The sequence below is a fragment of the Solirubrobacter soli DSM 22325 genome (assembly GCF_000423665.1).
Lineage (GTDB): Bacteria > Actinomycetota > Thermoleophilia > Solirubrobacterales > Solirubrobacteraceae > Solirubrobacter > Solirubrobacter soli.
In genome coordinates, this window is the sequence record NZ_AUIK01000008.1 from 534,011 (window position 1) to 554,158 (window position 20,148).

20 protein-coding genes are annotated in these 20,148 nt (G+C 72.4%); 14 read left to right on the forward strand and 6 right to left on the reverse strand.

Annotated features, from left to right (window positions below):
• Positions 1 to 21 precede the first annotated feature (21 nt).
• Together G569_RS0106745 and G569_RS0106750 are read left to right on the forward strand one after the other, a co-directional pair.
• A complete protein-coding gene (locus G569_RS0106745) occupies positions 22 to 4,368 on the forward strand; it encodes a DEAD/DEAH box helicase (RefSeq protein WP_028062847.1) in 4,347 nt (1,448 codons plus the stop codon).
• Positions 4,369 to 4,405: 37 nt separating this feature from the next.
• Positions 4,406 to 5,383 carry a tetratricopeptide repeat protein gene (locus G569_RS0106750; protein ID WP_028062848.1) on the forward strand — a complete coding sequence of 326 codons (978 nt, stop codon included), beginning with the start codon at positions 4,406 to 4,408 and terminating at the stop codon, positions 5,381 to 5,383.
• Here G569_RS0106750 and G569_RS0106755 read toward each other — a convergent pair.
• Both G569_RS0106755 and G569_RS46185 read right to left on the reverse strand, forming a co-directional pair.
• Positions 5,358 to 6,011 carry a hypothetical protein gene (locus G569_RS0106755; RefSeq protein WP_037494864.1) on the reverse strand — a complete coding sequence of 218 codons (654 nt, stop codon included), beginning with the start codon at positions 6,009 to 6,011 and terminating at the stop codon, positions 5,358 to 5,360. The two genes, G569_RS0106750 and G569_RS0106755, sit on opposite strands and share 26 nt — an antisense overlap.
• Before the next feature lie 69 nt (positions 6,012 to 6,080).
• Positions 6,081 to 7,340 (reverse strand): reverse transcriptase family protein, encoded by a 1,260-nt coding sequence (locus tag G569_RS46185; RefSeq protein ID WP_037494865.1) that lies wholly within the window; start codon positions 7,338 to 7,340, stop codon positions 6,081 to 6,083.
• Between the two features lie 181 nt (positions 7,341 to 7,521).
• Between G569_RS46185 and G569_RS0106765 the strand changes: the two genes are divergently transcribed.
• Both G569_RS0106765 and G569_RS0106770 read left to right on the forward strand, forming a co-directional pair.
• Positions 7,522 to 8,292, forward strand: a complete 771-nt coding sequence (locus G569_RS0106765) for an Fpg/Nei family DNA glycosylase (RefSeq protein WP_028062850.1) — start codon at positions 7,522 to 7,524, stop codon at positions 8,290 to 8,292.
• Positions 8,289 to 9,014, forward strand: coding sequence for a glycerophosphodiester phosphodiesterase (locus G569_RS0106770; RefSeq protein ID WP_028062851.1), 726 nt, complete (start codon positions 8,289 to 8,291; stop codon positions 9,012 to 9,014). Before G569_RS0106765 ends, G569_RS0106770 begins: the two co-directional genes overlap by 4 nt.
• Here the strand turns inward: G569_RS0106770 and G569_RS0106775 are convergent.
• Entirely contained in the window at positions 8,978 to 9,451 is a 474-nt protein-coding gene (locus G569_RS0106775; protein ID WP_028062852.1) for a hypothetical protein, read from the reverse strand. The two genes, G569_RS0106770 and G569_RS0106775, sit on opposite strands and share 37 nt — an antisense overlap.
• 63 nt (positions 9,452 to 9,514) lie before the next feature.
• Here G569_RS0106775 and G569_RS46190 point away from each other — a divergent pair, with 63 nt between their 5' ends.
• The 10 genes from G569_RS46190 to G569_RS0106825 all read left to right on the forward strand — a co-directional run bounded on the left by G569_RS46190 (position 9,515) and on the right by G569_RS0106825 (position 18,186).
• A complete protein-coding gene (locus G569_RS46190) occupies positions 9,515 to 10,039 on the forward strand; it encodes an RNA polymerase sigma factor (protein WP_053225970.1) in 525 nt (174 codons plus the stop codon).
• Positions 10,032 to 11,090 carry a DUF4349 domain-containing protein gene (locus G569_RS0106785; RefSeq protein ID WP_028062853.1) on the forward strand — a complete coding sequence of 353 codons (1,059 nt, stop codon included), beginning with the start codon at positions 10,032 to 10,034 and terminating at the stop codon, positions 11,088 to 11,090. Before G569_RS46190 ends, G569_RS0106785 begins: the two co-directional genes overlap by 8 nt.
• Before the next feature lie 48 nt (positions 11,091 to 11,138).
• A complete protein-coding gene (locus G569_RS0106790) occupies positions 11,139 to 11,834 on the forward strand; it encodes a Crp/Fnr family transcriptional regulator (RefSeq protein WP_028062854.1) in 696 nt (231 codons plus the stop codon).
• Positions 11,824 to 12,237 (forward strand): NUDIX hydrolase, encoded by a 414-nt coding sequence (locus G569_RS46195; RefSeq protein ID WP_053225971.1) that lies wholly within the window; start codon positions 11,824 to 11,826, stop codon positions 12,235 to 12,237. Before G569_RS0106790 ends, G569_RS46195 begins: the two co-directional genes overlap by 11 nt.
• Before the next feature lie 11 nt (positions 12,238 to 12,248).
• The gene (locus G569_RS0106800) at positions 12,249 to 12,647 is read left to right on the forward strand and encodes an ASCH domain-containing protein (protein ID WP_028062855.1); all 399 of its coding nucleotides are present in this window, start codon (positions 12,249 to 12,251) and stop codon (positions 12,645 to 12,647) included.
• A 53-nt stretch (positions 12,648 to 12,700) separates the two neighbouring features.
• Positions 12,701 to 13,927, forward strand: a complete 1,227-nt coding sequence (locus G569_RS0106805; RefSeq protein WP_028062856.1) for a hypothetical protein — start codon at positions 12,701 to 12,703, stop codon at positions 13,925 to 13,927.
• A 90-nt stretch (positions 13,928 to 14,017) separates the two neighbouring features.
• On the forward strand, positions 14,018 to 14,308 hold the full coding sequence (groES, locus tag G569_RS0106810) for a co-chaperone GroES (RefSeq protein ID WP_028062857.1): 291 nt from the start codon (positions 14,018 to 14,020) through the stop codon (positions 14,306 to 14,308).
• 27 nt (positions 14,309 to 14,335) lie between these two features.
• Positions 14,336 to 15,964 (forward strand): chaperonin GroEL, encoded by a 1,629-nt coding sequence (gene groL, locus G569_RS0106815; RefSeq protein WP_028062858.1) that lies wholly within the window; start codon positions 14,336 to 14,338, stop codon positions 15,962 to 15,964.
• A gap of 143 nt (positions 15,965 to 16,107) precedes the next feature.
• Entirely contained in the window at positions 16,108 to 17,937 is a 1,830-nt protein-coding gene (locus G569_RS0106820) for a methyl-accepting chemotaxis protein (RefSeq protein WP_028062859.1), read from the forward strand.
• 30 nt (positions 17,938 to 17,967) lie between these two features.
• Positions 17,968 to 18,186 (forward strand): hypothetical protein, encoded by a 219-nt coding sequence (locus G569_RS0106825; protein ID WP_028062860.1) that lies wholly within the window; start codon positions 17,968 to 17,970, stop codon positions 18,184 to 18,186.
• On the opposite strand, the gene G569_RS46200 is transcribed toward G569_RS0106825, so the two are convergent.
• The 3 genes from G569_RS46200 to G569_RS0106840 are packed head-to-tail and all read right to left on the reverse strand — an operon-like array spanning position 18,158 to position 20,139.
• Positions 18,158 to 18,385 carry a hypothetical protein gene (locus G569_RS46200; RefSeq protein ID WP_037494872.1) on the reverse strand — a complete coding sequence of 76 codons (228 nt, stop codon included), beginning with the start codon at positions 18,383 to 18,385 and terminating at the stop codon, positions 18,158 to 18,160. The two genes, G569_RS0106825 and G569_RS46200, sit on opposite strands and share 29 nt — an antisense overlap.
• Positions 18,386 to 19,156 carry an ABC transporter ATP-binding protein gene (locus G569_RS0106835; RefSeq protein ID WP_028062861.1) on the reverse strand — a complete coding sequence of 257 codons (771 nt, stop codon included), beginning with the start codon at positions 19,154 to 19,156 and terminating at the stop codon, positions 18,386 to 18,388. It lies immediately after the preceding gene.
• A complete protein-coding gene (locus G569_RS0106840; RefSeq protein WP_028062862.1) occupies positions 19,153 to 20,139 on the reverse strand; it encodes a FecCD family ABC transporter permease in 987 nt (328 codons plus the stop codon). Before G569_RS0106840 ends, G569_RS0106835 begins: the two co-directional genes overlap by 4 nt.
• Between the last annotated feature and the right edge of the window lie 9 nt (positions 20,140 to 20,148).

Sequence of the window (20,148 nt, forward strand, 5' to 3'; positions counted from 1 at the left end):
GTCGTACCGTACGGTGCTGTGATGGCCGATCCCCTCGCTCACTTCACCCCACAGGTACGCGAGTGGTTCGGGCGTGCGTTCGCGGCGCCGACGGCCGCGCAGGAGCAGGCGTGGCCGGCGATCGCGACCGGCGAGCACGTCCTGATCTCGGCGCCGACGGGCTCGGGCAAGACGCTCGCCGCGTTCCTCTACGGGCTGGATCGCTTCGTCGCGAAGCCGACCCATGAGCAGACGCGGCTCGTCTACGTCTCCCCGCTGAAGGCGCTGTCGTACGACGTGGAGAAGAACCTGCGCGCGCCGCTGCGTGGGATCGGGGCGGAGCTCAACGTCGCGATCCGGACCGGTGACACGCCGCAGAAGGAGCGGCGCGACATGGTCAAGCACCCGCCGGACGTGCTGATCACGACACCGGAGTCGCTCTATCTGATGCTCACCTCCGGCGCCCGGGAGATCTTCGAGGGCACGGAGACCGTGATCCTGGACGAGATCCACGCGGTCGCGCAGACCAAGCGCGGGGCACACCTGGCGATCACGCTGGAGCGACTGGTCGAGCAAGCGGGCCGCGACGTGCAGCGGGTCGGCCTCTCGGCGACCCAGAACCCGCTGGAGGAAGTGGGCCGCTTCATGGTCGGGCCCAAGCGGCGCGTGACCGTGGTCGACACCGGCGTGCGCAAGCCGCTGGACTTGAAGATCCACGTCCCGGTGGAGTCGATGGTCGAGCCGGAGCAGATGGACCTCGAGCTGGACCCCTTCGCGGGCGGCGAGGCCACGCGCAAGTCGATCTGGCCCGCGATCTACCCCGAGCTGCTCAAGCTGGTCAAGGAGCACCGCTCGACGCTGATCTTCGTCAACAACCGCCGCGCGGCGGAACGGTTGGCGCTGCGGCTCAACGAGCTCGCCGAGGAACCGCTGGCGCGGGCGCACCACGGCAGCCTCGCCCGTGAGGAGCGGCTGGTCGTCGAGGAGCAGCTCAAAGCGGGCGAGCTCCCCTGCCTCGTCGCGACGTCCTCCTTGGAGCTGGGCATCGACATGGGCGCGGTCGACCTCGTGCTGCAGGTCGAGTCGCCGAAGTCGGTCACGGCCGGCCTGCAGCGCATCGGGCGCGCGGGCCACAACGTCGGCGACACCTCGAAGGGCCGGATCTTCCCCAAGTTCCGGGCGGACCTCCTCGAATGCGCGGTCGTCGCGCAACGCATGCGCGAGGGGTTGATCGAGACCACCGTCGTCCCGCGCAATCCGCTCGACGTGCTGGCGCAGCAGATCGTGGCGATGGCGGCGTCGGCCGAGGACGAGGTGCTGTCGGTCGACGTGCTGGCGGCGATGCTCGCGCGGACCTACACCTACTCCGAGCTCTCGCGACAGCAGCTCGAGAACGTGCTCGACATGCTCGACGGGCGGTATCCGTCCGAGGAATTCGGCGAGCTGCGGCCGCGGATCGTGTGGGACCGTGTGGCGGGGACGATCCGGGCGCGGAAGGGCTCGCGCGCGTTGGCGATCACCAACGCCGGCACGATCCCGGACCGTGGCCTGTTCTCGGTCAACCTCCCGGACGGCCGCCGCGTCGGCGAGCTCGACGAGGAGATGGTCTACGAGGCGCGCGCGGGCCAGGTCTTCCTGCTCGGCGCGTCGTCGTGGCGGATCGAGGAGATCACCCGCGACCGCGTGATCGTCACCCCGGCGCCGGGCGTGCCGGGCGCCGTTCCGTTCTGGAAGGGCGACGGCCTCGGGCGCCCACGCGAGCTCGGGGAGGCGATCGGCGCCTTCGCCCGCTGGGCGGTCGAGCAGGACAAGGAGACGCTCGCCGACGGCTACGACCTCGACCCGAAGGCGGCGTCGAACCTGCTCGAGTACCTGCGCGAGCAGCAGGAGGCGACGCGGGTCATCCCGAGCGATCGCACGATCGTGATCGAGCGCTTCCGCGACGAGATCGGCGACTGGCGGGTCTGCGTGCTGTCGCCGTTCGGCGGCCGCGTCCATGCCGCCTGGGGACTGGCGTTGAGCGCTCGCATCCGCGAGGTCTACGGCCTGGAGTCGGACGCCATCTGGTCCGACGACGGCATCATCGTCCACCTCCCCGACGCCGACGAGGCGCCCGGCGAGGAGCTCGTGATGATCGAGCCGGACGAGCTCGAGGACCTCGTGGTCGGCGAGCTGGGTGGGTCGGCCCTGTTCGGGGCGCGGTTCCGCGAGAACGCGGGACGCGCGCTGCTGATCCCGCGGGCGTATCCCGGGCGGCGGACACCGCTCTGGCAGCAGCGGCTCAAGTCGCAGTCGCTGCTGGAGGTCGCGCGCCGCTACGCGCAGTTCCCGATCGTGCTCGAGACCTACCGCGAGGTCCTGCGCGACGTGCTGGACCTGCCGGGCCTGCACGAGCTGCTGACCAAGCTGCACCGGCGCGAGCTCTCGCTGGTCGAGGTCGAGACGCAGACCGCCTCGCCGTTCGCGTCCTCGCTGCTCTTCGACTACGTCGCGACCTACATGTACGAGGGCGACCAGCCCAACGCCGAGCGGCGCGCGGCCGCATTGGCGCTCGACCGGGAGCTGCTGCGCGAGCTGCTCGGCCAAGAGGAGCTGCGCGAGCTGATCGACCCGGGCGCGCTGGAGACCGTCGAGGCCGACCTGCAGCGGCTCTCGGATCGCACACGGGCGGACACGGTCGACGCGCTGCACGACGTGCTGCGCAGGGTCGGCGACCTCACCGTGGACGAGGCCTTGGCGCGCGGCGGGACCGTCGCGTGGCTGGAGCAGCTGCGAGGCGAGCGGCGCGCGGCGCTGCTGCGGGTGGGGGGCGAGCAGCGCTGGGTCGCGGCCGAGGATGCCGGCCTGTTCCGCGACGCGCTGGGCGCGGTCCCGCCCTCGGGGCTGCCCGAGGCGTTCATCGCCGACGTCCCGGACGCGATGGAGCGGCTCGTCCGCCGCTACGCCCGCACGCACGGTCCATTCGAGGGCCGGGCGTTGAAGGACCGCTACGGCCTCGACCTCACGCCGGTGCTCGAGCGGCTCGAACAGGGTGGCCATCTCGTGCGCGGCGAGCTGCGCCCGGGCGGGACGCAGCGCGAGTGGTGCGACCCGGAGGTGCTGCGACGGCTCCGGCGGGCGTCGCTGGCCGCGCTGCGGGCCGAGATCGAGCCCGCCGACCAGCGCGCCTTCGCCCGCTTCCAGGCCTCCTGGCAGGGTGTCGACCGCCACCCGCCGACCGGCGCGGGAATCGACCGGCTGCGCGAGATCCTCGTCCCGCTGCAGGGACTGCCGCTGCCGCTGGAGGTGTGGGAGCGCGACGTGCTGCCGCGGCGCACCGGCGCGTACTCGCCCGCGTGGATGGACCAGCTGTGCGCGGCGGGCGAGATCGTCTGGATCGGTGCCGGCGCCCTGGGTCGCCGGTCCGGACGGGTCGCGCTGTACTTCCGCGACGACGCGCAGCTGATCGGCCCGCCGCCGCGTTCCGGCGAGCCACCGTCGGAACCGGTCCACGAGGCGGTGCGAGCGCGCCTGCAGGCCGGCCCGTGCTTCTTCACCGACCTGCTGACCGACGTCGGCGGATTCACGACCGAGGAGCTGCAGAACGGACTGTGGGACCTCGTGTGGGCGGGCGAGGCGACCAACGACGCGTTCGCGCCGCTGCGCTCGCCGAAGCTCACCGCCACCCCGGCGTGGTCGCAGCGCGCCCGCGCCTCCCGCCGGTCCTTCAGCGCGCGCCGCCGCGGCGGCCAGCCGGCCGTCCAGGGCCGCTGGTCGCTGACCACGTCGCTGTTCGGCCGCGACGAGGATCCGGTCGCGCGGCGCCGCACGCAGGCCGAGCTGCTGCTCGAGCGCTACGGCATCGTCACCCGCGAGCAGGTCCTCGCCGAAGGCATCCCGGGCGGGTTCTCCTCGCTCTATGACTCGCTGGCCGCGCTGGAGACGATCGGCGTGGCGCGCCGCGGCTACTTCGTCGAAGGGCTCGGCGGCGCGCAGTTCGCGCTTCCGGGCGCGGTCGAGCGCCTGCGCGCGCAACGCGACGACGACGCGGCGCCGCCGGTCGTCCTCGCCGCCACCGACCCCGCACAGCCCTACGGCGCCGCGTTGAAGTGGCCGGACACGCCCCGGCGCCCGGCCCGTCAGGCCGGCGCGTACGTGATCCTGGCGGGCGCGGAGCCGGTGCTGTTCGTCGAGCGGGGCGGGAAGGGCCTGCAGATCCTCGTCGAGGCGGACGATCCCCGCATCAAGCCGTCGCTGGAGGCGCTCACCGAATCCGTGCAGCGCGGCCGGATCAAGCGCCTCGCGCTGGAGAAGGTCGACGGGGAGTCGATCATCGGGTCCGTCTACGAGGAGACGCTGCTCGACCTCGGCTTCCGCCCGGGCCCGCGCAAGCTCACGCTGACGACGTAGCACGGAATAGCTGGACGGTCCCGGCGTCCTCTCTGACATGTCCAGGCTCGCCGAGGAAGGCTTCGCCCGCGCGGCGCTCCAGTCCGGGTGTCGGTTCTCCGCGGGCCTCGCCGAGGCGCGGGCGTTGATGGCCACCGGCCGCCCGGACGCTGCCGAGCGCCTGCTCGCCGACCTCACCGCGCCGGACGAGCGCGGGGCGACGACCCTGGCGCTCGTCCGCGCCTGGAACCTCTTCTGGACGCTCGACCGCCCCGCCGACGCCGAAGCGGTCCTCACGGCGCGCACCGCCGCGCCGGAGCTGCACGCACTGCGGGCGCGGTTCGCCTTCGCGCAGGGGGATCCGCTGGCCGCGCTGGCGCTGGCGGCGCCGGTCGAGGCGGACGAATGCGCGCCCGAGGCCGCGCGGGTCCGCGCGGCGGTCGCGATGGCCGAGGCGCTCGCGGTGTGCGGGCGGCGCGACGAGGCGGTCGCGGTCGCGCGGCGCTGGGAACCCGCCTCGCAGCGGCAGCTGGCCGGAGCGCAGGCGCTCGCGCACTGGCTCGCCGGAAGCCTCCACGAGGCCACGTACGAGGCCGAGCGCGCCTACGCGGCGGCGACCGACGAGCAGGGCTGGGCCGTCGCCGCGCTGCTGCTCGGCCACGTCTGGCTCTCGCGGGGCGACACCGAGGCCGCGCTGCGCTGGTTTCGCGAGAGCGCGGTCCTGCTGCGGGGGTCGGACCCCGTCGCGATGCGCCCGGCCGCGCTCGCGGGCATGGCCCAGGCGGCGGCGCAGGCGGGCGATGCCGCCCACGCGCGGGCGGCGATCGCGGAGCTCGACCGCATCCCGCATCCCGCCGGCCGCGGCGTCGGCGAGGAGCTCGGCCTGGCCCGCGCCTGGACCGCCCATGTCTCCGGCGATCGCGACGGCGCCGTGGCGATCGCGCAGACGGTGCTGGCCGCCGCGGAGGCCCGCGGCGCGGACGGGTTCGCCGCGCGCGCCCGCGCCGAGCTCACCCGCCTGTCGGCGCGAGATTGACCGCCGTGGCGATCAGCTCGCCCGCGTCGTCGGGGATCAGCTCGATGCTCGACACCACGGCACCCGGGCGGATGCGCGGGTCCGAGCAGCCGGCGTAGCCGTAGTCGTCGTCACCGCCGAGGTCGACCACGGTCTCCTGCGTATCCTCCTCGTCCGGCGGCGCGGCGTCGTCCTCCGGCGCCTCGCCCGACACGTCCTCGGTCGTCTCGACGAACCCCTGGTCCTCGTCGCTGCCCGCGCACAGCGTGTCGTCGACCAGCACGTCGAGCTCTGGGCCGTGGAAGCGGCGGACGGTCAAGACCGTGCCGTCGAACGCGGTGATCACCCCCGCGTTCTCGTCGCCGTCGCGAACCCCGTCGCCATCGGTGTCGGGCTGGAGCGGATCGGCCGCGGCTCTCAGCTCGTCGCCGTCGCGCAGGCCGTCGCGGTCGGTGTCGGCGCGCCGCGGGTTCGTCCGCAGCGCGTACTCCTCGCGGTTCTTGAGCCCATCGCGGTCGGCGTCCTTCGCGCGCCACGCGCCGTGCAGGTCGTAGCGGTGCGCCCAGCGGTCCAGCTTGCCCGCCGCGAAGGCAGGGTGCGGCACGACGAGCGCCAGCAAGATGGCGCCGCCGGGAATCCAGGTACGCATGTGGGTCCTCGGGGGAGTCTCGGGGAAAGTACGGGGCCCGAGGCGTGGGTACCCGCCTTCTGGACGCTGCTACCCGTTTTCTAAAGGCGTCCAGGCGATGTGTCCGAACGCGGTCCGGAGCTTGGCGCCGCGAGCCGGGTTGAGCGACTCGACCCAGGCGATCCGGCCCAGCAGCACCGTGGGGTCGAGGCCGGCGGGACCGTCGTGCGCCGCCCGATGCAGGGTCGCCTTCAACCGCTCGTACTCGACGCGCGGCACGTTCGGGTGGGCGTTGACGACGACGCCCGTGACCGTCTGGCGGCGCCCACGGCCCATCACCCGCGTCTTGCCGGCGTTCACCTGGAAGCCCTCGTCGCGCGCGATCCCGCCGATCGCCGCGACCGGCGTCCGCAGGTGGGTGTCGCTGGAGAACACGAGATCGTCGGCGTAGCGCGAATAGCGCGCGCCGACGGCGGCGGCGAGGCCCGACAGGCGCCGGTCGAGCGCGAACGCGGCGAGGTTGGCCAGCGCGGGTGAGGTCGGGGCGCCCTGCGGGAGGTGCGGCGCCGCCAGCCGGCGCGAGAGCCGCCAGTGCCCGGCGACGGACTCTCCGGCCGGCACCGCGTTCGTGCAGAGCCCGGTGAGCACGTGCGCGACGCCCTCCGGATACCCGCAGGCGCGGAAGATCCCGAACACCCGCGCCGCCGTCACGCCCGCGAAGAAGTCCTCCAGGTCCACCCGCACCACGACGCGCCGCCCCACGTGCGTCGCGGCGTGCGTGCGCGCCGAGCGCCCACCGACGAACCCGTGCGCCGCCGGGTGGACCGGCACGAAGGCCAGCACCTCGCGCAGGAGCCGCCGCTGCAGCGCCTTCAGGCGCGGCTTCGGGGCTTCCAGCACCCGTGGCGGGCCGGACGCGCGAGGCAGCCGCGTGTACCGGTAGTGGCGCAGCCGCTCGTCGTCCACCACCCGCTCGAGCCCGCGCACGTCGGCGAACCACTCCAGCTCGCCCACCTCCAGCCCGAGGAACGCCGCCAGGTCGCCGACCGTGTCGATCCGCGGCACCGGCCAGCGGGCGAAGCCCATGGCGGGGTGGAACGTGGGCTGCCGGAGGATGCGCGGCGGCAGCCGCACCCTTCGCGGGATCGCGTGCTCGATGTACGCGACCAGCTCGCGGCGGCGGTCCAGCGGCGGCCGGCGATACGCGTCGACGACCTCGATCGCCAGCGGTCGCAGCCACGCGCGCCGTCCGAGCGCGCGCCGCGCCCGCCGCTGGAGCTCCTCGAAGTGCCACTCGCCGCTCAGGAACGCGACCGCGAGGACCTCGGAGACCTCACGCCGGGTCAGCACAGGCGACGACGCCGCCCGACGGCTCTCGTCGTGCGTGCCCCGCACTGCACGGAACGGCAGCCGGGGGCACGCGATGCTCTGCGGTGGTCAACGTTCTCTCCCCGAGGAACCCTCGGAGACGCACCTCTGATGGTGCGGGCTCGGGCGGGCATCGTCGCGGGCGGCACCATACTCAGACGAGGTGCCTGAAGGCGACACCATCCACTACGCGGCGAACCGGATCCGCCCCGTGCTGGAAGGCCGCGTGCCCGACCGGATCGAGACGCCGCACCCGCGTTTTCGCCGCGACCGCTGGCCGGAGCGCCTCGCGGGCCAGACGGTCACGAGCGTCGACGCGCACGGCAAGCACCTGTTCCTGCGCTTCGAGAACGGCCTCGTCATCCACTCGCACCTGCGGATGACCGGCAAGTGGCGGGTGCGCGACGCGGCGACGTACGAGCCGCCGCGCAACACGTGGTTGATCCTGCGTGCCGCCGACAAGGTCGTCGCGCAGATCAACGGCCCGGTGCTCGAACTGATGACCCAGAGCCGCACCCGCTTCGACCAGCGGATCGCGGGCCTCGGGCCGGACATCCTGGCGCCGGCCCTCGACGAAGCGGGAATCCTGCGGCGGCTGCGGACCGACGACCCCACCCGCGCGATCGGCGACGCCCTGCTCGACCAGCGGATCGTCGCCGGCATCGGGAACATGTGGAAGGCCGAGGGCTGCTTCCACGCGGGCATCGACCCCTGGCGGCGCACCGGCGACGTGTCCGACGAGGAGGTGCTCGCGATCATCCACGAGACCCGCCCGCGGATGCAGGAATCCGCGCTCGGCGGCATGCAGGAGCGCTTCAAGGTCGTGCACGGCCACGCGGGCGAGCCGTGTCCGCGGTGCGGCGCCAAGGTGCAGGCACGCGGGCAAGGCGACGACAACCGGACGACATACTGGTGTGCGGGATGTCAGCGATGAGGCGCATCGGGCACAAGGGGGCGGATCTGATCGTCCCCGGCAACACGCCGGCGTCCTTCGACGCGGCGCTCGCCCACGGCGTCGACATGATCGAGTTCGACGTGCTCCCCGAGAATCAGCACGAGCCCGCGAAGGGCCGGCTGCTGCTCGCGCACGACTACGAGCACGTCGCCGAGGCTCCCACGCTCGACGAGGGCCTGGCGCACCTCGCGTCCGCGCCCTTCGACGGGCTCGAGTTCGACGTCGACCTGAAGCTGCCCGGCTACGAGGACCGCGTCGTCGCCGCCTTGCGCGAGCACGACCTGGTCGGCCGCGTGCTCATCTCGAGCAACTGGATGCGGTCGCTGATCGTGCTGCGCGAGCTGGAGCCGAAGCTGCGCCTCGGCTACTCGGTGCCGCGCCTGAAGAAGGACCCGACGCAGGCGTGGCTGACCAAGCTGCCGGCGTACGCGCTGGCGGCCTGGGTGCGATTCAAGCTCCCGTCCTCGATCAAGGTCCACATGGCCGCGGGCCGCTGCGACGCGCTGATGTGCCACTGGCGGCTCGTCTCGCCGCGCCTCGTGCGCGCCGTCAAGGAGGCGGGCGGCGAGCTCTACGTGTGGACCGTCGACGACGGCCCGCGGATCGGCCGGCTGGAGAAGCTCGGCGTGACCGGCGTCATCACCAACGACCCCCGCCTCTTCGGTCAGCTCCCGCCAAGCGCGCACGTCGCGGCCGAGTAGCCGACCGGGTCCGAGCCCGCGGCGGACTTGTGCCCGCCGTCCGTGGCGACCTCGGCGGTGCGTGGCAGCGCGTCGCCCTTGCGCCAGCGGAACCGGACGACGCCGCGCAGCGTGACCGGCTTCGACGGCTTCGTGAAGCTGAACGACCAGCCGGACTCGACCGGGACGCCCTTGGCGGTCCCGACCAGGCGCCAGCCGGAGTCGGCGTCCTCGACGTCGGCCCACGTGTCCTCGTCGACCTTGTACTGGACGCGGAAGCGCATCGAGAGCCGCACGCCCTTGGGCGAGCCGGGCATCGAGGCGCGGATGCCGATCGTGTCCGGCTGCTTGGCCGTGTCGCACACGTTGACGGTCGCCCACGGCTGCGGGTCGCGCGCCGAAGCGGCCGACGGAGCCAGCAACAGAACCAGACCTGAAAGAGTCAGCGCGATCCGCATACGACGGGCGGAAAAATCTAGCGTCGATTTGTGATGGATCCCATGGGCGATCGTAGTAAGGGTGTGACGACGGCCACCACCGCGACTCTTCCCGCCACCGCGGCGCGCGCGCTCGACTTCGACGCGCTCTACCGGGACGCGCGGGACGACGTCTTCGCCTACACCGCGACGCTTCTGCGAGACAGCGCCGCCGCCGAGGACGTCACCGCCCAGGCGTTCGAGCGCGCCTACAAGCGCCGCTCCCGCTTCGACGCCCGCCGCGGCTCCCCGCGCGCGTGGCTGTTCGGCATCGCCCGCAACGCCGCCCTGGATGAGCTGCGGCGCCGCAAGCGCGTCGAGACGACCGATCTCCCCGCCCCGTCGTCCGAACCCGGACCCGACGAGGCGGCTGAGCTGGCCGCCGAGCGCGACGCCGTCCGCCGCGCCCTCGGCACGTTGCCGGCGAAGGACCGCGAGCTGATCGCGCTCAAGTACCACGCCGACCTGACCAACGGCGACATCGCCGAGGTCCTGGGCATCAACGCCAACCACGTCGGCACGCTCCTGCACCGTGCCATGACCAAGCTCCGGGAGGCCGTCGATGCCTGATCTCGAGATGCTCCTGCGAGACGTCCGTCCCGTCCCGAACCCCGCCTGGGCCGCAAGCCTGGACAAGCGGGCGGCCGCCGGGTTTCCGTCGCCGCCCTCGTTCCCCAAGAGGGTCCTGCGCGGCATCCGCAACCACTTCGCGGCGCTCTCGCTGGCCACGGCCACCGTCGGCGCGTTGTTCGTGACCGTCCTGGTGATCTCGAACCTCGACACCGGCAGCAACGACGACTCCGGCGCGACGCGCGCCGCGGTGCCCGCCGCGGCGCCGGAGAGCTCCAAGAGCGCCTCGGGCGCGGGCTCGACCCCGGACGTCGCGACGGCCCCGCCGCTGGCTCGCGACAGCGCGGGCGGGGTGGCCGGCGAGGACCGGTCGGTGCTCAAGAACGCTTCGATCACGCTCACTACAACGGTCGGCGAGGTCCAAGGTCTCTCTGATCGCGCGATTCGCGTCGCGGACACGCTCGGCGGCTACGTCGCCAGCTCGAGCGTCGACTCGAGCGGGTCGCACGCCACCGCCACGCTGGAGCTCAAGGTCCCGTCGGCCAAGCTCGACACCGCGCTGGCCCAGCTCTCCAAGCTCGGCCACGTCAGCTCGCGCTCGCAGCAGACGCAGGACCTGACCGACCAGCGCGCCGTGTTCGAGGCCGCCGTCCGCGACGCCCGAGCCGACCGCCAGGGTCTGCGCAACCGTCTCGCCAAGGCGACGACCGACAAGCAGCGCGACCGCCTGCGCGCCCAGCTCAACCGCGCCGGCCGCCGGGTCACCAGCGCCGAGCGCCAGGTCGCCCAGCTCGACTCCACCGTGTCCTACGCGACGATCGATCTGACGATCCGCGGCAAGAAGGAGAGCGGCGGCACGGCCGTCCCCGGCGACCGCTGGACGCCCGGCGACGCGCTCAAGGACGCGGGCCGCGTGCTCGAGGTGATCGCGGGCGTGCTCGTCATCGGCCTGGCGATCCTGCTGCCCGTGGGGATCCTCGCCGCGCTCGCCGCCTACGCCAATCGCGGCCTCACCCGCCGCCGCCGAAACCGGGCGCTCGAGGCGTCGTAACGCAGGCAAAACGTGTGCTCGCCGCCTCGGAGTGGTATTCACTCCCGAGTGACGGCGAGCACACAGGAGACGGTCGACCTCCTCGGCAACGTGCCGGTCTTCGCGCCGCTGGGGGCGTCGGACCTCGAGCTGGTGGCCGAGGTCTGCCACCCGCGGCACTTCGGCGCGGGTGAGGTCATCTTCCGCGAGGGCGACGAGTCGAACACGTGCTACATCGTGCGCTCCGGCCACGCCCGGGCGGTCCGCGAGCACGCCGACGGGCGCCAGATCGCCCTCGCCACGTTCGGTCCCGGCGACATCTTCGGCGAGCTGGCGATGTTCGACGACGAGCGCCGCTCGGCCACCGTGGAGACGATCGACGCGCTCGACGTCCTGGCGATCCTCGGCCCGGACATGCGCCGGCTGATGCTGCGCCGCCCGCAGCTCGCCGTCGCGCTCGCGGTCTCCTTGAGCCGCCGCCTGCGCACCACCAACGAGCGCCTCTCGAGCCAGTCCTTCCAGACCGTCCAGAGCCGCGTCGCAAGCGTCATCGCCAACCTCGTCGACCAGGCCGTGGCCGAGGGGGCGAACGCCGTCGACGTCCCGATCACCGCCACCCAGGCGGACCTGGCGATGCTCGCCGGCTCCTCGCGCGAGTCCGCTTCCCGGTTCCTCGCGACGCTCGAACGGGCAGGGGTGATCTCCCAGGGCCGTGGGCGGCTCACCGTCCACGACCCGCAGGCGCTGCGGAACTATGTCTACTGAGCTGGAGACCTCCTACGGCGGGGTCGTCGTCCGCGGCGACAAGCTGCTCGTGATCACGCCCGCCGGCAAGAAGGTCACCGGGCTGCCGAAGGGCGGGATGGAGGCGGGCGAGACGCCCGAGCAGGTCGCGGCGCGCGAGGTGCGCGAGGAGACCGGGGTCGTCGCCAACGTGGTCGAGCCGCTCGGCGATGTCCGCTACACCTACCGCCGCGGCGGGCGGCGCGTGCGCAAGACCGTCCATTTCTTCCTCTGTGAGTACGTCGAGGGCTCGACGGCCGACCATGATCACGAGGTCGACGACGCCCGCTGGATCGCCCTCACCGAGGCCCACGACGAGCTCAGTTACCCCGGGGAGAGAGCCTTGATCGATCGCCTGCTGTCCAAGACGGCCTCCGGTCGCTAGGCTGCCGCACCGTGCAGGTCCTCAACTTCTACTCCACGGTCTTCGCCGACCAGATGAAGCGCGGGCGCAAGACGGCGACGATCCGGCTGGGCGACAAGCGGCATAAGTACCGCAAGAACCAGGTCGTGCTGGTCACCGTCGGCTACCAGTACTCCCCGCGCGAGAAGCTGTTCCATGCGGTGATCGACAACGTGGAGGTCAAGCGGGTCAAGGACCTGTCTCCACGTGACATCGAGCACGACAACCCCGAGTTCCGCCGGACGGAGGAGCTCGTGCACTTCCTCAAGCAGATCTACGACCGTGAGGTGGCGCTCGACGACACCGTGACGGTCGTGCGGTTCTCGCAGATCGTCGAGAACCCGCCCGACTTCCAGGATCGCCTCCGCGGAGTCGGGGGAGCGCAAAACTAAGGCGGCACATCCCCTCCGCCCCACCCCGATCATCCGGCCTTAAGGCGCGGCGCATGGGGCGGCGGAGTGGACTGCTGGCGGTCATCGTCGGCGCGCTGCTGTCCCTGATCGTCGGCGTCAGCGTCGCGCACGCGTGCGTGTGCGTGCGCTCGCACCCCGCGATGCGGCTGCCGTACGCCGACGGCGCGATCGTCGGCACGGTGGAGTCGCGCACCGACGCGAACGACACGCTGACCTACGTCGTCCGCGTCGAGCGCGCGGTGAAGGGGACGGCGATCGAGCGCGTGACCGTCGCGTCCGGGCTCACGTCGTGCCAGCTCTTCCTCGACGTCGGCGCCCGGGTCGGCCTGTTCCTGCACTCGGGCGGCGAGGCGACCGCGTGCGACGTCACCGACCCCGACGAGCTGCTCGCCGCCGCCGACCTGCCCGCTCCGCGCGGCAGCACGCGGTTCGTCGCGGCGGTCCAGGGCTCCGCGACCGCGGTCGGCCTCACGGCGGGCGGCACGCCATCCGCTTACGGGCGCGGGGCGAGCCCGATGGCGATCGCCCGCTGCGGCTCGCTGGTCGTGACCGCGGCGCGCGACACCGCCGGGCTTCACGTCGTCACTCAATCCGCCCGCCTCGACCTGGTCTCCTCGGTCGACGTCCCGCTGCGCAACGTCCAGGCGCTCAGCTGCCGCGGTCGGACGATCTGGGCCGCCGGCGCGGGCGGGCTGGTCAAGATCGCCCGCGGCAAGGCGGAGCTCGTGCGGCGCATCACCGAGGTCGGCACGGCCACGTTCACGAGCGTGCGCGCGTACCTCGCCACGTCCGGCGGCCTGCACGTGATCACGCTCTCCACCGGCCGCGAGCAGACCTTCCACCACTACGGCGAGTTCGTGACGCTGTCGGTGAACCGCGGCCGGGTCGCGGGGCGCCTGCTCGGCGGTGGCGCGGCGACGCTGGTCGACGGCCGGATGCGACTCGCTCGCCGGGCCGAGGGGGCGACCTGGGTCGACCGCGACCACCTCGTCGACACGCGTCGCGGCGAGATCCTCGACACGCTGCTCCGGCCGGTCCGCAAGATCGCGCCCATCCCGGGCGACCTGGTCGCCGTCGAGGGCGGTGCCGCGTATGTGGCCGACGGCAACATCGTGCGCCGCCTGGCGCCCGGCGCGCGGTCGGCGAAGGTCTTCGCGAAGCTCCCAGGCAAGGTCGTCGGACTGACCGCTGTGGCCCCAAAGGCGGCCGCCGCTTGGCACTCGTGTGAACAGAGTGCCAAGCCACCCTTGACGACCTGAGCTTTCGTCGTATAGTGCACGGCCGTTGGCACTCGCTCACCGAGAGTGCCAAGAAGCTTTGCTGGCACCGATCTGAGTGGAGGTCACTCAATGAAGCTCAAGCCGCTCGGCGATCGTCTGATCGTCAAGGCCGTCGAGGAGGAAGCGACCACGGCTTCCGGCATCGTCCTGCCTGATACGGCCAAGGAGAAGCCCCAGAAGGGCAAGGTCCTGGCTGTCGGCGACGGCAAGCTCGACGACAACGGCACGCGCCAGCCCCTCGACGTCGTCGAGGGCGACGAGGTCCTGTACTCGAAGTACGGCGGCACCGAGATCACGGTCGAAGGCGAGGACCTCCTGGTTCTTCGCGAGTCGGACGTGCTCGCCAAGGTCACCGGCTAAAGAACTTTCAAGGAGACCTGAAACCACATGGCTCACAAGGAACTGAAGTACGACGTCGAGGCCCGCAAGGCCCTCGAGCTTGGCGTTGACGCGGTCGCCAACGCCGTCAAGGTGACGCTCGGCCCGCGCGGCCGCTACGTCGTCCTCGACAAGAAGTTCGGCGCCCCGACGATCACCAACGACGGTGTCACCATCGCTCGTGAGATCGAGGTCGAGGACGTCTTCCAGAACCAGGGCGCGCAGCTCGTCCGCGAGGTCGCCACGGCGACCAACGACGTCGCCGGCGACGGCACGACGACCGCGACCGTGCTCGCCCAGGCGATCGTCCGCCAGGGTCTGAAGAACGTTGCTGCGGGTGCCAACCCGCTGTCGCTCAAGCGCGGCATCGAGATCGCCGTCGACCAGGTCGTGGAGCACATCCGCAACCAGTCCAAGGAGATCTCCGGCAAGGACCAGATCGCTCGCGTCGCGACGATCTCGGCCGGCGACGAGGAGATCGGCGACGTCATCGCCGACGCCATCGAGAAGGTCGGCAAGGACGGCGTCGTGAACGTCGAGGAGGGCCAGACGTTCGGCATGGACCTCGAGTTCACCGAGGGCATGCAGTTCGACAAGGGCTACATCTCCCCCTACATGGCGACCGACCAGGAGCGCATGGAGGCGGTCCTCGAGGATCCGTACATCCTCATCGCCAACCAGAAGATCGGCTCCGTCCGTGACCTCCTGCCCGTCCTGGAGCAGGTCATCCAGTCCGGCCGCCCGCTGCTGATCATCGCCGAGGACGTCGAGGGCGAGGCCCTGGCGACCCTCATCGTCAACAAGCTCCGCGGCACCTTCACGGGCGTCGCCGTCAAGGCTCCGGGCTTCGGCGACCGCCGCAAGCGCATGCTCGAGGACATCGCGATCCTCACCGGCGGCGAGGTCATCACCGAGGAGATGGGCCTCAAGCTCGAGAACACGCAGATCTCGCAGCTCGGCCGCGCCCGCCGTGTCGTCGTCGCCAAGGACAACTCGACGATCGTCGACGGCGCCGGCGAGACCGACGCCATCAAGGGCCGCATCAACCAGATCAAGGGCGAGATCGAGAACACCGACTCGGACTTCGATCGCGAGAAGCTGCAGGAGCGCCTCGCCAAGCTCTCCGGCGGTGTCGCCGTCGTCAAGGTCGGCGCGGCCACCGAGACGGAGATGAAGGAGAAGAAGCACCGCGTCGAGGACGCGCTGCAGGCGACCCGCGCCGCGCTCGAGGAGGGCATCGTCCCGGGCGGCGGCATCGCGCTCGTCGAGTCCACCGAGGCGATCAACCTCGACGCCACGGGCATCGACGACGAGAAGACCGGCATGCGCATCGTCCTGCGCGCGCTCGAGGAGCCGCTGCGTCAGATCTCCGAGAACGCCGGCTTCGAGGGCTCGGTCGTGGTCAACGAGGTGCGTCGCTCCGAGGCCGGCGTCGGCCTCAACGCGGCCACCGGCGAGTACGTCGACCTCGTGTCGGCGGGCGTCATCGACCCGGCCATGGTCACCCGCTCCGCGCTGCAGAACGCGGCCAGCATCGCCAAGAACATCCTCACCACCGAGGCCATCGTGGCCGAGGTCCCGGAGAAGGATGGCGGCGGCTCCGGCGGCGGCATGCCCGACATGTCGGGGATGATGTAGTCACCCGCTCACCCGGATGATTTCGTCCGAAGGCCCCGGTTTCCGGGGCCTTCGGCCGTTAACCCGGTACTCGGTACCGGTCAGGCGGAACCTAAAGGTGACGATGGATCTTCACCGCCCTCTCATTAAAGGTTCCCGTACCGATGTACGTCTCCGTAAAGGCCAAGATCTCCGGCCTGGCCGCCGGCCTGATCGCCGCCATGGCCATCCTCGCCGTCCTCGGCATCTCCAGCCTCGGCAAGCTCGACCACGCCTCGCAGGAGAGCTTCGAGACCACCACGCAGCCGCTCGCCCACCTCGGCGTCGCCCGCGCGAAGGCGAACGAGAACCGCGCGCTGCTCAACAACCACATCCTCGCCGGCACCGCCGAGGACAAGCGCGCGCTCGCAGCGAAGATCGCGGCCAACGACGAGTTGATCGGGCGTGAGCTCGACGCCGTCAACCCCACGCTGCGCACCGCGGCCGGCAAGGAGGCGTTCCAGAGACTGCGCAGCGGGCTGACCGAGTACGGCGAGCGCCGCAAGGAGGCGCTCGAAGTCTCCAACACGGGCACCGACCCGCAGACCATGCTCCGCGCGGCCGAGGTCAACACAAAGCGCGTGAAGCCGGTCTTCGATGGCATCGCCAAGGCGTTCGGCACGCTGTTCGACTCCAAGGTCGCGCTCGCCGAGTCCCAGAACCACGCGATCACGCAGCGCTACCACGCGCAGCGCCGGAACGCGATCGTGCTGCTCGTCGTCGCGCTGCTCGCCGGGGTCGCCGCCGCCTGGTGGATCGCGTCGCGGATCGCCCGCGGTGCCGGCCAGATGCGGCTCGCCGCCCAGGGCATCGCGCAGGGCGACCTCGACCAGGACGTGCACATCCGCTCACGCGACGAGCTCGGCCAGACCGGCGACGCGTTCGCCGAGATGATCGACTACCTCCGCGAGACCGCGGGCGCGGCGCAGGAGATCGGCGCGGGCGACCTGTCCGCGGAGCTCGACCCCCGTTCTGACCGCGACGTCCTGCGGCTCGCGTTCGTCGAGATGCGCACCAACCTGCGTGACGTCGTGAGCGAGCTCTCGCGTTCGGCCGGCGTCGTCTCCGCCTCCTCGGAGCAGCTGTCGGCGACCTCCGAGGAGGCCAGCCGCGCGGTCGTCGAGATCGCCCACGCGATCGGCGGGGTCGCGGCGGGTGCCGAGGACCAGGTCCGTCAGGTGTCCAACGCCGACGAGGCGATCCGCGAGGTCGCCGCCGCGGCCGCCGCGAGCTCGCGCTCGGCCCAGGCCGCGGCCGAGATGGCCGGCGCGACCCACTCGAGCGTGCGCGACGGCGTCGCCGCTGTGGGCGAGGCGTCCGCGGCGATGGAGGCGGTCCGCCACAACTCGAGCGAGGCCGCCGCCGCGATCGACTCGCTCGCGGAGAAGTCCAAGCGGATCGCCGAGTTCATCGACACGATCACCGGCATCGCCGAGCAGACCAACCTGCTGGCGCTCAACGCCGCGATCGAGGCCGCGCGCGCCGGCGATCAGGGCAAGGGGTTCGCGGTCGTCGCCGACGAGGTCCGCCAGCTCGCCGAGGACGCGGGCACCGCCGCCGCGACGATCTCCGGGCTGGTCGGCGAGATCCAGCGCGAGACGCTGAACACCGTCGCGGTCGTCCGCGACGGCGCGACCCGGACCGCCGAGGGCGCCGCGACCGTCGACCGCGCCCGCGAGGCGTTCGAACGCATCGAGCACGCCGTCTCCGAGCTCGCCGTGACCTCGCAGGAGATCTCCGCCGCCGCCCAGCAGATCCAGGCACGCACCTCCGAGGTCGAGGTGGGCATCGGCTCCGTCGCCCGCGTCGCCGAGACCTCCTCGGCCAGCGCCGAAGAGGTCACCGCCGCGACCGAGGAGTCCTCCGCCTCCGCCCAGGAGATCACCGCCTCCGCGCAGGAGCTCTCCTCCACCGCCGCCGCCCTCGAGCAGCTCGTCGGCCGCTTCCGTACATAAAGGGGTCAGGCACCTTTAGGTTTCGCGGGCATGGACGACCTCCGTGCCCGCGTCAGGGAACTCGAACTTCTGGTGGACCACCTCTACGCCACGCTCGACGTGGTGCGGCCGGAGCCGGACAACAGCGTCAGCCCGGAGGTCCGGGCGCTGGTCGCCAAGGGGAACCTGATCGGGGCGATCAAGGCCTACCGCGAGGAGACCGGCTGCGACCTCCAGACCGCTAAGGCCGTCGTGGAGAGCCTGACGTGAGGTGCCAGCCGCCGCAGATCTCGCAGCGGTAGGCCGAGGTCGCGGCGCCGCGACCTCGGGGCGCGTTCATCAGCGCGATCGAGCGCGCCTCGGCCTCCGAGTCGTAGCGCTCCTTGGTCGCGCAGCTCGCCTTCTGCGCCGCGCGGGGCTGGAACGTGACCGGCGGCGGGCCGGGGGAGCGGCGGTTTCGGCGCGGCATCTACCTTTGCAGCCAGTTGACGTGCAGGGCGCCGCGCTCGTCGAGCGTCGCGTCGACGCCCCAGATCTCGCTCAGGCGGGCCGGGGTGAGCACGTCGCGCGGCGCGCCGGTGGCGGCGGAGCGGCCCTTGGCCATGACCACCACGGTATCGGCGACCGCCGCGGCCAGGGCGAGATCGTGGACGACGAGGATCACGGACAGGCCGCCGTCGGCGAGGTCGCGCAACAGGCGGGCGACCGAGGCGGTCGCGCCGAGGTCCAGGTGCGAGGTCGGCTCGTCGGCGATCAGCACCGGCGCCTCCTGCGCGAGGCCGACCGCGATCTGCACCCGCTGGAGCTCGCCGCCGGACAGCGTCGTCAGCTTGCGGTCGGCGAACTCGGCGACCGCGGTGCGCTCCAGGGCGCGGTCGACGGCGTCACGGTCGTGGCGGGTCGGGCGGCCGAGCGGCTTGATGTGCGGCGAGCGGCCGAGCTCCACCGCCTCGCGCACGGTCACGCCCGCGGGGACGGGCGCCCGCTGCGGGACGAACGCGCGCAGCTTGGCGATCCGGCGGCCCTTGAGCTCCGCGAGCGGCGTCCCGCTCCAGCGCACGTCGCCCCCGTGCAGGCGCTGGAGGCCGGACACCGCGCGCGAGAGCGTCGACTTGCCGGCGCCGTTCGGCCCCACGACGGCCACGAGCTCGCCGGCGCTCACGCTGAGGTCGGCGCCGTGGAGGATGTCGACGTCGCCGATCCGGACCTTGACGTCGCGGGCCTCGAGCAGCGCGGTCATACCGCCTCGCGCAGGAGCCAGAGGAACAGCGGGACGCCGAGGACGACCATCAGCGGCCCGACCGGCAGCTCGATCGGCGCCAGCACGACGCGGGCGAGGGTGTCGGCGGCGGTCAGCAGCGCGGCGCCGGTGAGCGCGGAGGCCGGGATCACGAACCGGTGCGAGGACGTCCCGCCCGCGAGCCGCACCAGGTGCGGGATCACGAGGCCGATGAAGCCGAGCAGGCCGGCCAGGGCGGCGGCCGAGGAGGCGAGCAGCGCCGCGGACCCCGCCGCGAGCAGGCGCACGCGGCGCGGGTTCCCGCCCAGCGAGGACGCGACGTCATCGCCCAGCGCGAGCCGGTCGAGCGGGCGGGTGAGAAACACCGCGCCCAGGAACCCGATCGCGAAGTAGGGCCAGACGACGCTCAGCGAGGACCAGCCCTCGCTCGACAGCCCGCCCGCGAGCCAGAAGACCGCGGACTGGACGCGGTCGCTGTACGCGACCATCAGCGAGGTCGTCGCCGCGCCGAACAGGGCGCTGATCGCGATCCCGGCGAGGATCACCCGCCCGATCGCGCCCGCGTGCGGGCCCGACCAGCCGATCACGAACACGATCGCGGCCGCGAAGACGCCGAAGAACAGCGCGCCGACGGGCAGCAGCGCGATCGCGCTCGGCCACACGAGCAAGGTGAGCATCGCGCCGAAGCCCGCGCCGCCGGTGACCCCGATCACGTCCGGCGACGCGAGCGGGTTGGCGAGCGCGCCCTGCAGCAGCGCGCCCGCGACGCCGAGCGCCGCCCCGACGATCGCGGCGCTGACGGTCCGCGGGAGCCGCAGCTCGGTGATGATCTGCTTGAACGGGCCCGGCTCCAACTGGCCGGTCAGCGCCAGCCAGATGTCGTGGAGCGGGACGTGGACGGCGCCGAAGGCCATCGACGCGGCGGCCGCGGCCACCAGCGCGACGGCGCCGACCGCGACCACCGAGAGGCGTCTGCCGTTCAATTCAGTGCC

Excerpts from the sequence above, each read along its gene's own strand:
- G569_RS0106745 (WP_028062847.1), top strand. The coding sequence starts at position 22 with ATGGCCGATCCCCTCGCTCACTTCACCCCACAGGTACGCGAGTGGTTC.
- G569_RS0106750 (WP_028062848.1), top strand. The coding sequence starts at position 4,406 with ATGTCCAGGCTCGCCGAGGAAGGCTTCGCCCGCGCGGCGCTCCAGTCC.
- G569_RS0106755 (WP_037494864.1), bottom strand. The coding sequence starts at position 6,011 with ATGCGTACCTGGATTCCCGGCGGCGCCATCTTGCTGGCGCTCGTCGTG.
- G569_RS0106770 (WP_028062851.1), top strand. The coding sequence starts at position 8,289 with ATGAGGCGCATCGGGCACAAGGGGGCGGATCTGATCGTCCCCGGCAAC.
- G569_RS0106775 (WP_028062852.1), bottom strand. The coding sequence starts at position 9,451 with ATGCGGATCGCGCTGACTCTTTCAGGTCTGGTTCTGTTGCTGGCTCCG.
- G569_RS0106785 (WP_028062853.1), top strand. The coding sequence starts at position 10,032 with ATGCCTGATCTCGAGATGCTCCTGCGAGACGTCCGTCCCGTCCCGAAC.
- G569_RS46195 (WP_053225971.1), top strand. The coding sequence starts at position 11,824 with ATGTCTACTGAGCTGGAGACCTCCTACGGCGGGGTCGTCGTCCGCGGC.
- G569_RS0106805 (WP_028062856.1), top strand. The coding sequence starts at position 12,701 with ATGGGGCGGCGGAGTGGACTGCTGGCGGTCATCGTCGGCGCGCTGCTG.
- groES (WP_028062857.1), top strand. The coding sequence starts at position 14,018 with ATGAAGCTCAAGCCGCTCGGCGATCGTCTGATCGTCAAGGCCGTCGAG.
- groL (WP_028062858.1), top strand. The coding sequence starts at position 14,336 with ATGGCTCACAAGGAACTGAAGTACGACGTCGAGGCCCGCAAGGCCCTC.
- G569_RS0106820 (WP_028062859.1), top strand. The coding sequence starts at position 16,108 with ATGTACGTCTCCGTAAAGGCCAAGATCTCCGGCCTGGCCGCCGGCCTG.
- G569_RS0106825 (WP_028062860.1), top strand. The coding sequence starts at position 17,968 with ATGGACGACCTCCGTGCCCGCGTCAGGGAACTCGAACTTCTGGTGGAC.
- G569_RS46200 (WP_037494872.1), bottom strand. The coding sequence starts at position 18,385 with ATGCCGCGCCGAAACCGCCGCTCCCCCGGCCCGCCGCCGGTCACGTTC.
- G569_RS0106835 (WP_028062861.1), bottom strand. The coding sequence starts at position 19,156 with ATGACCGCGCTGCTCGAGGCCCGCGACGTCAAGGTCCGGATCGGCGAC.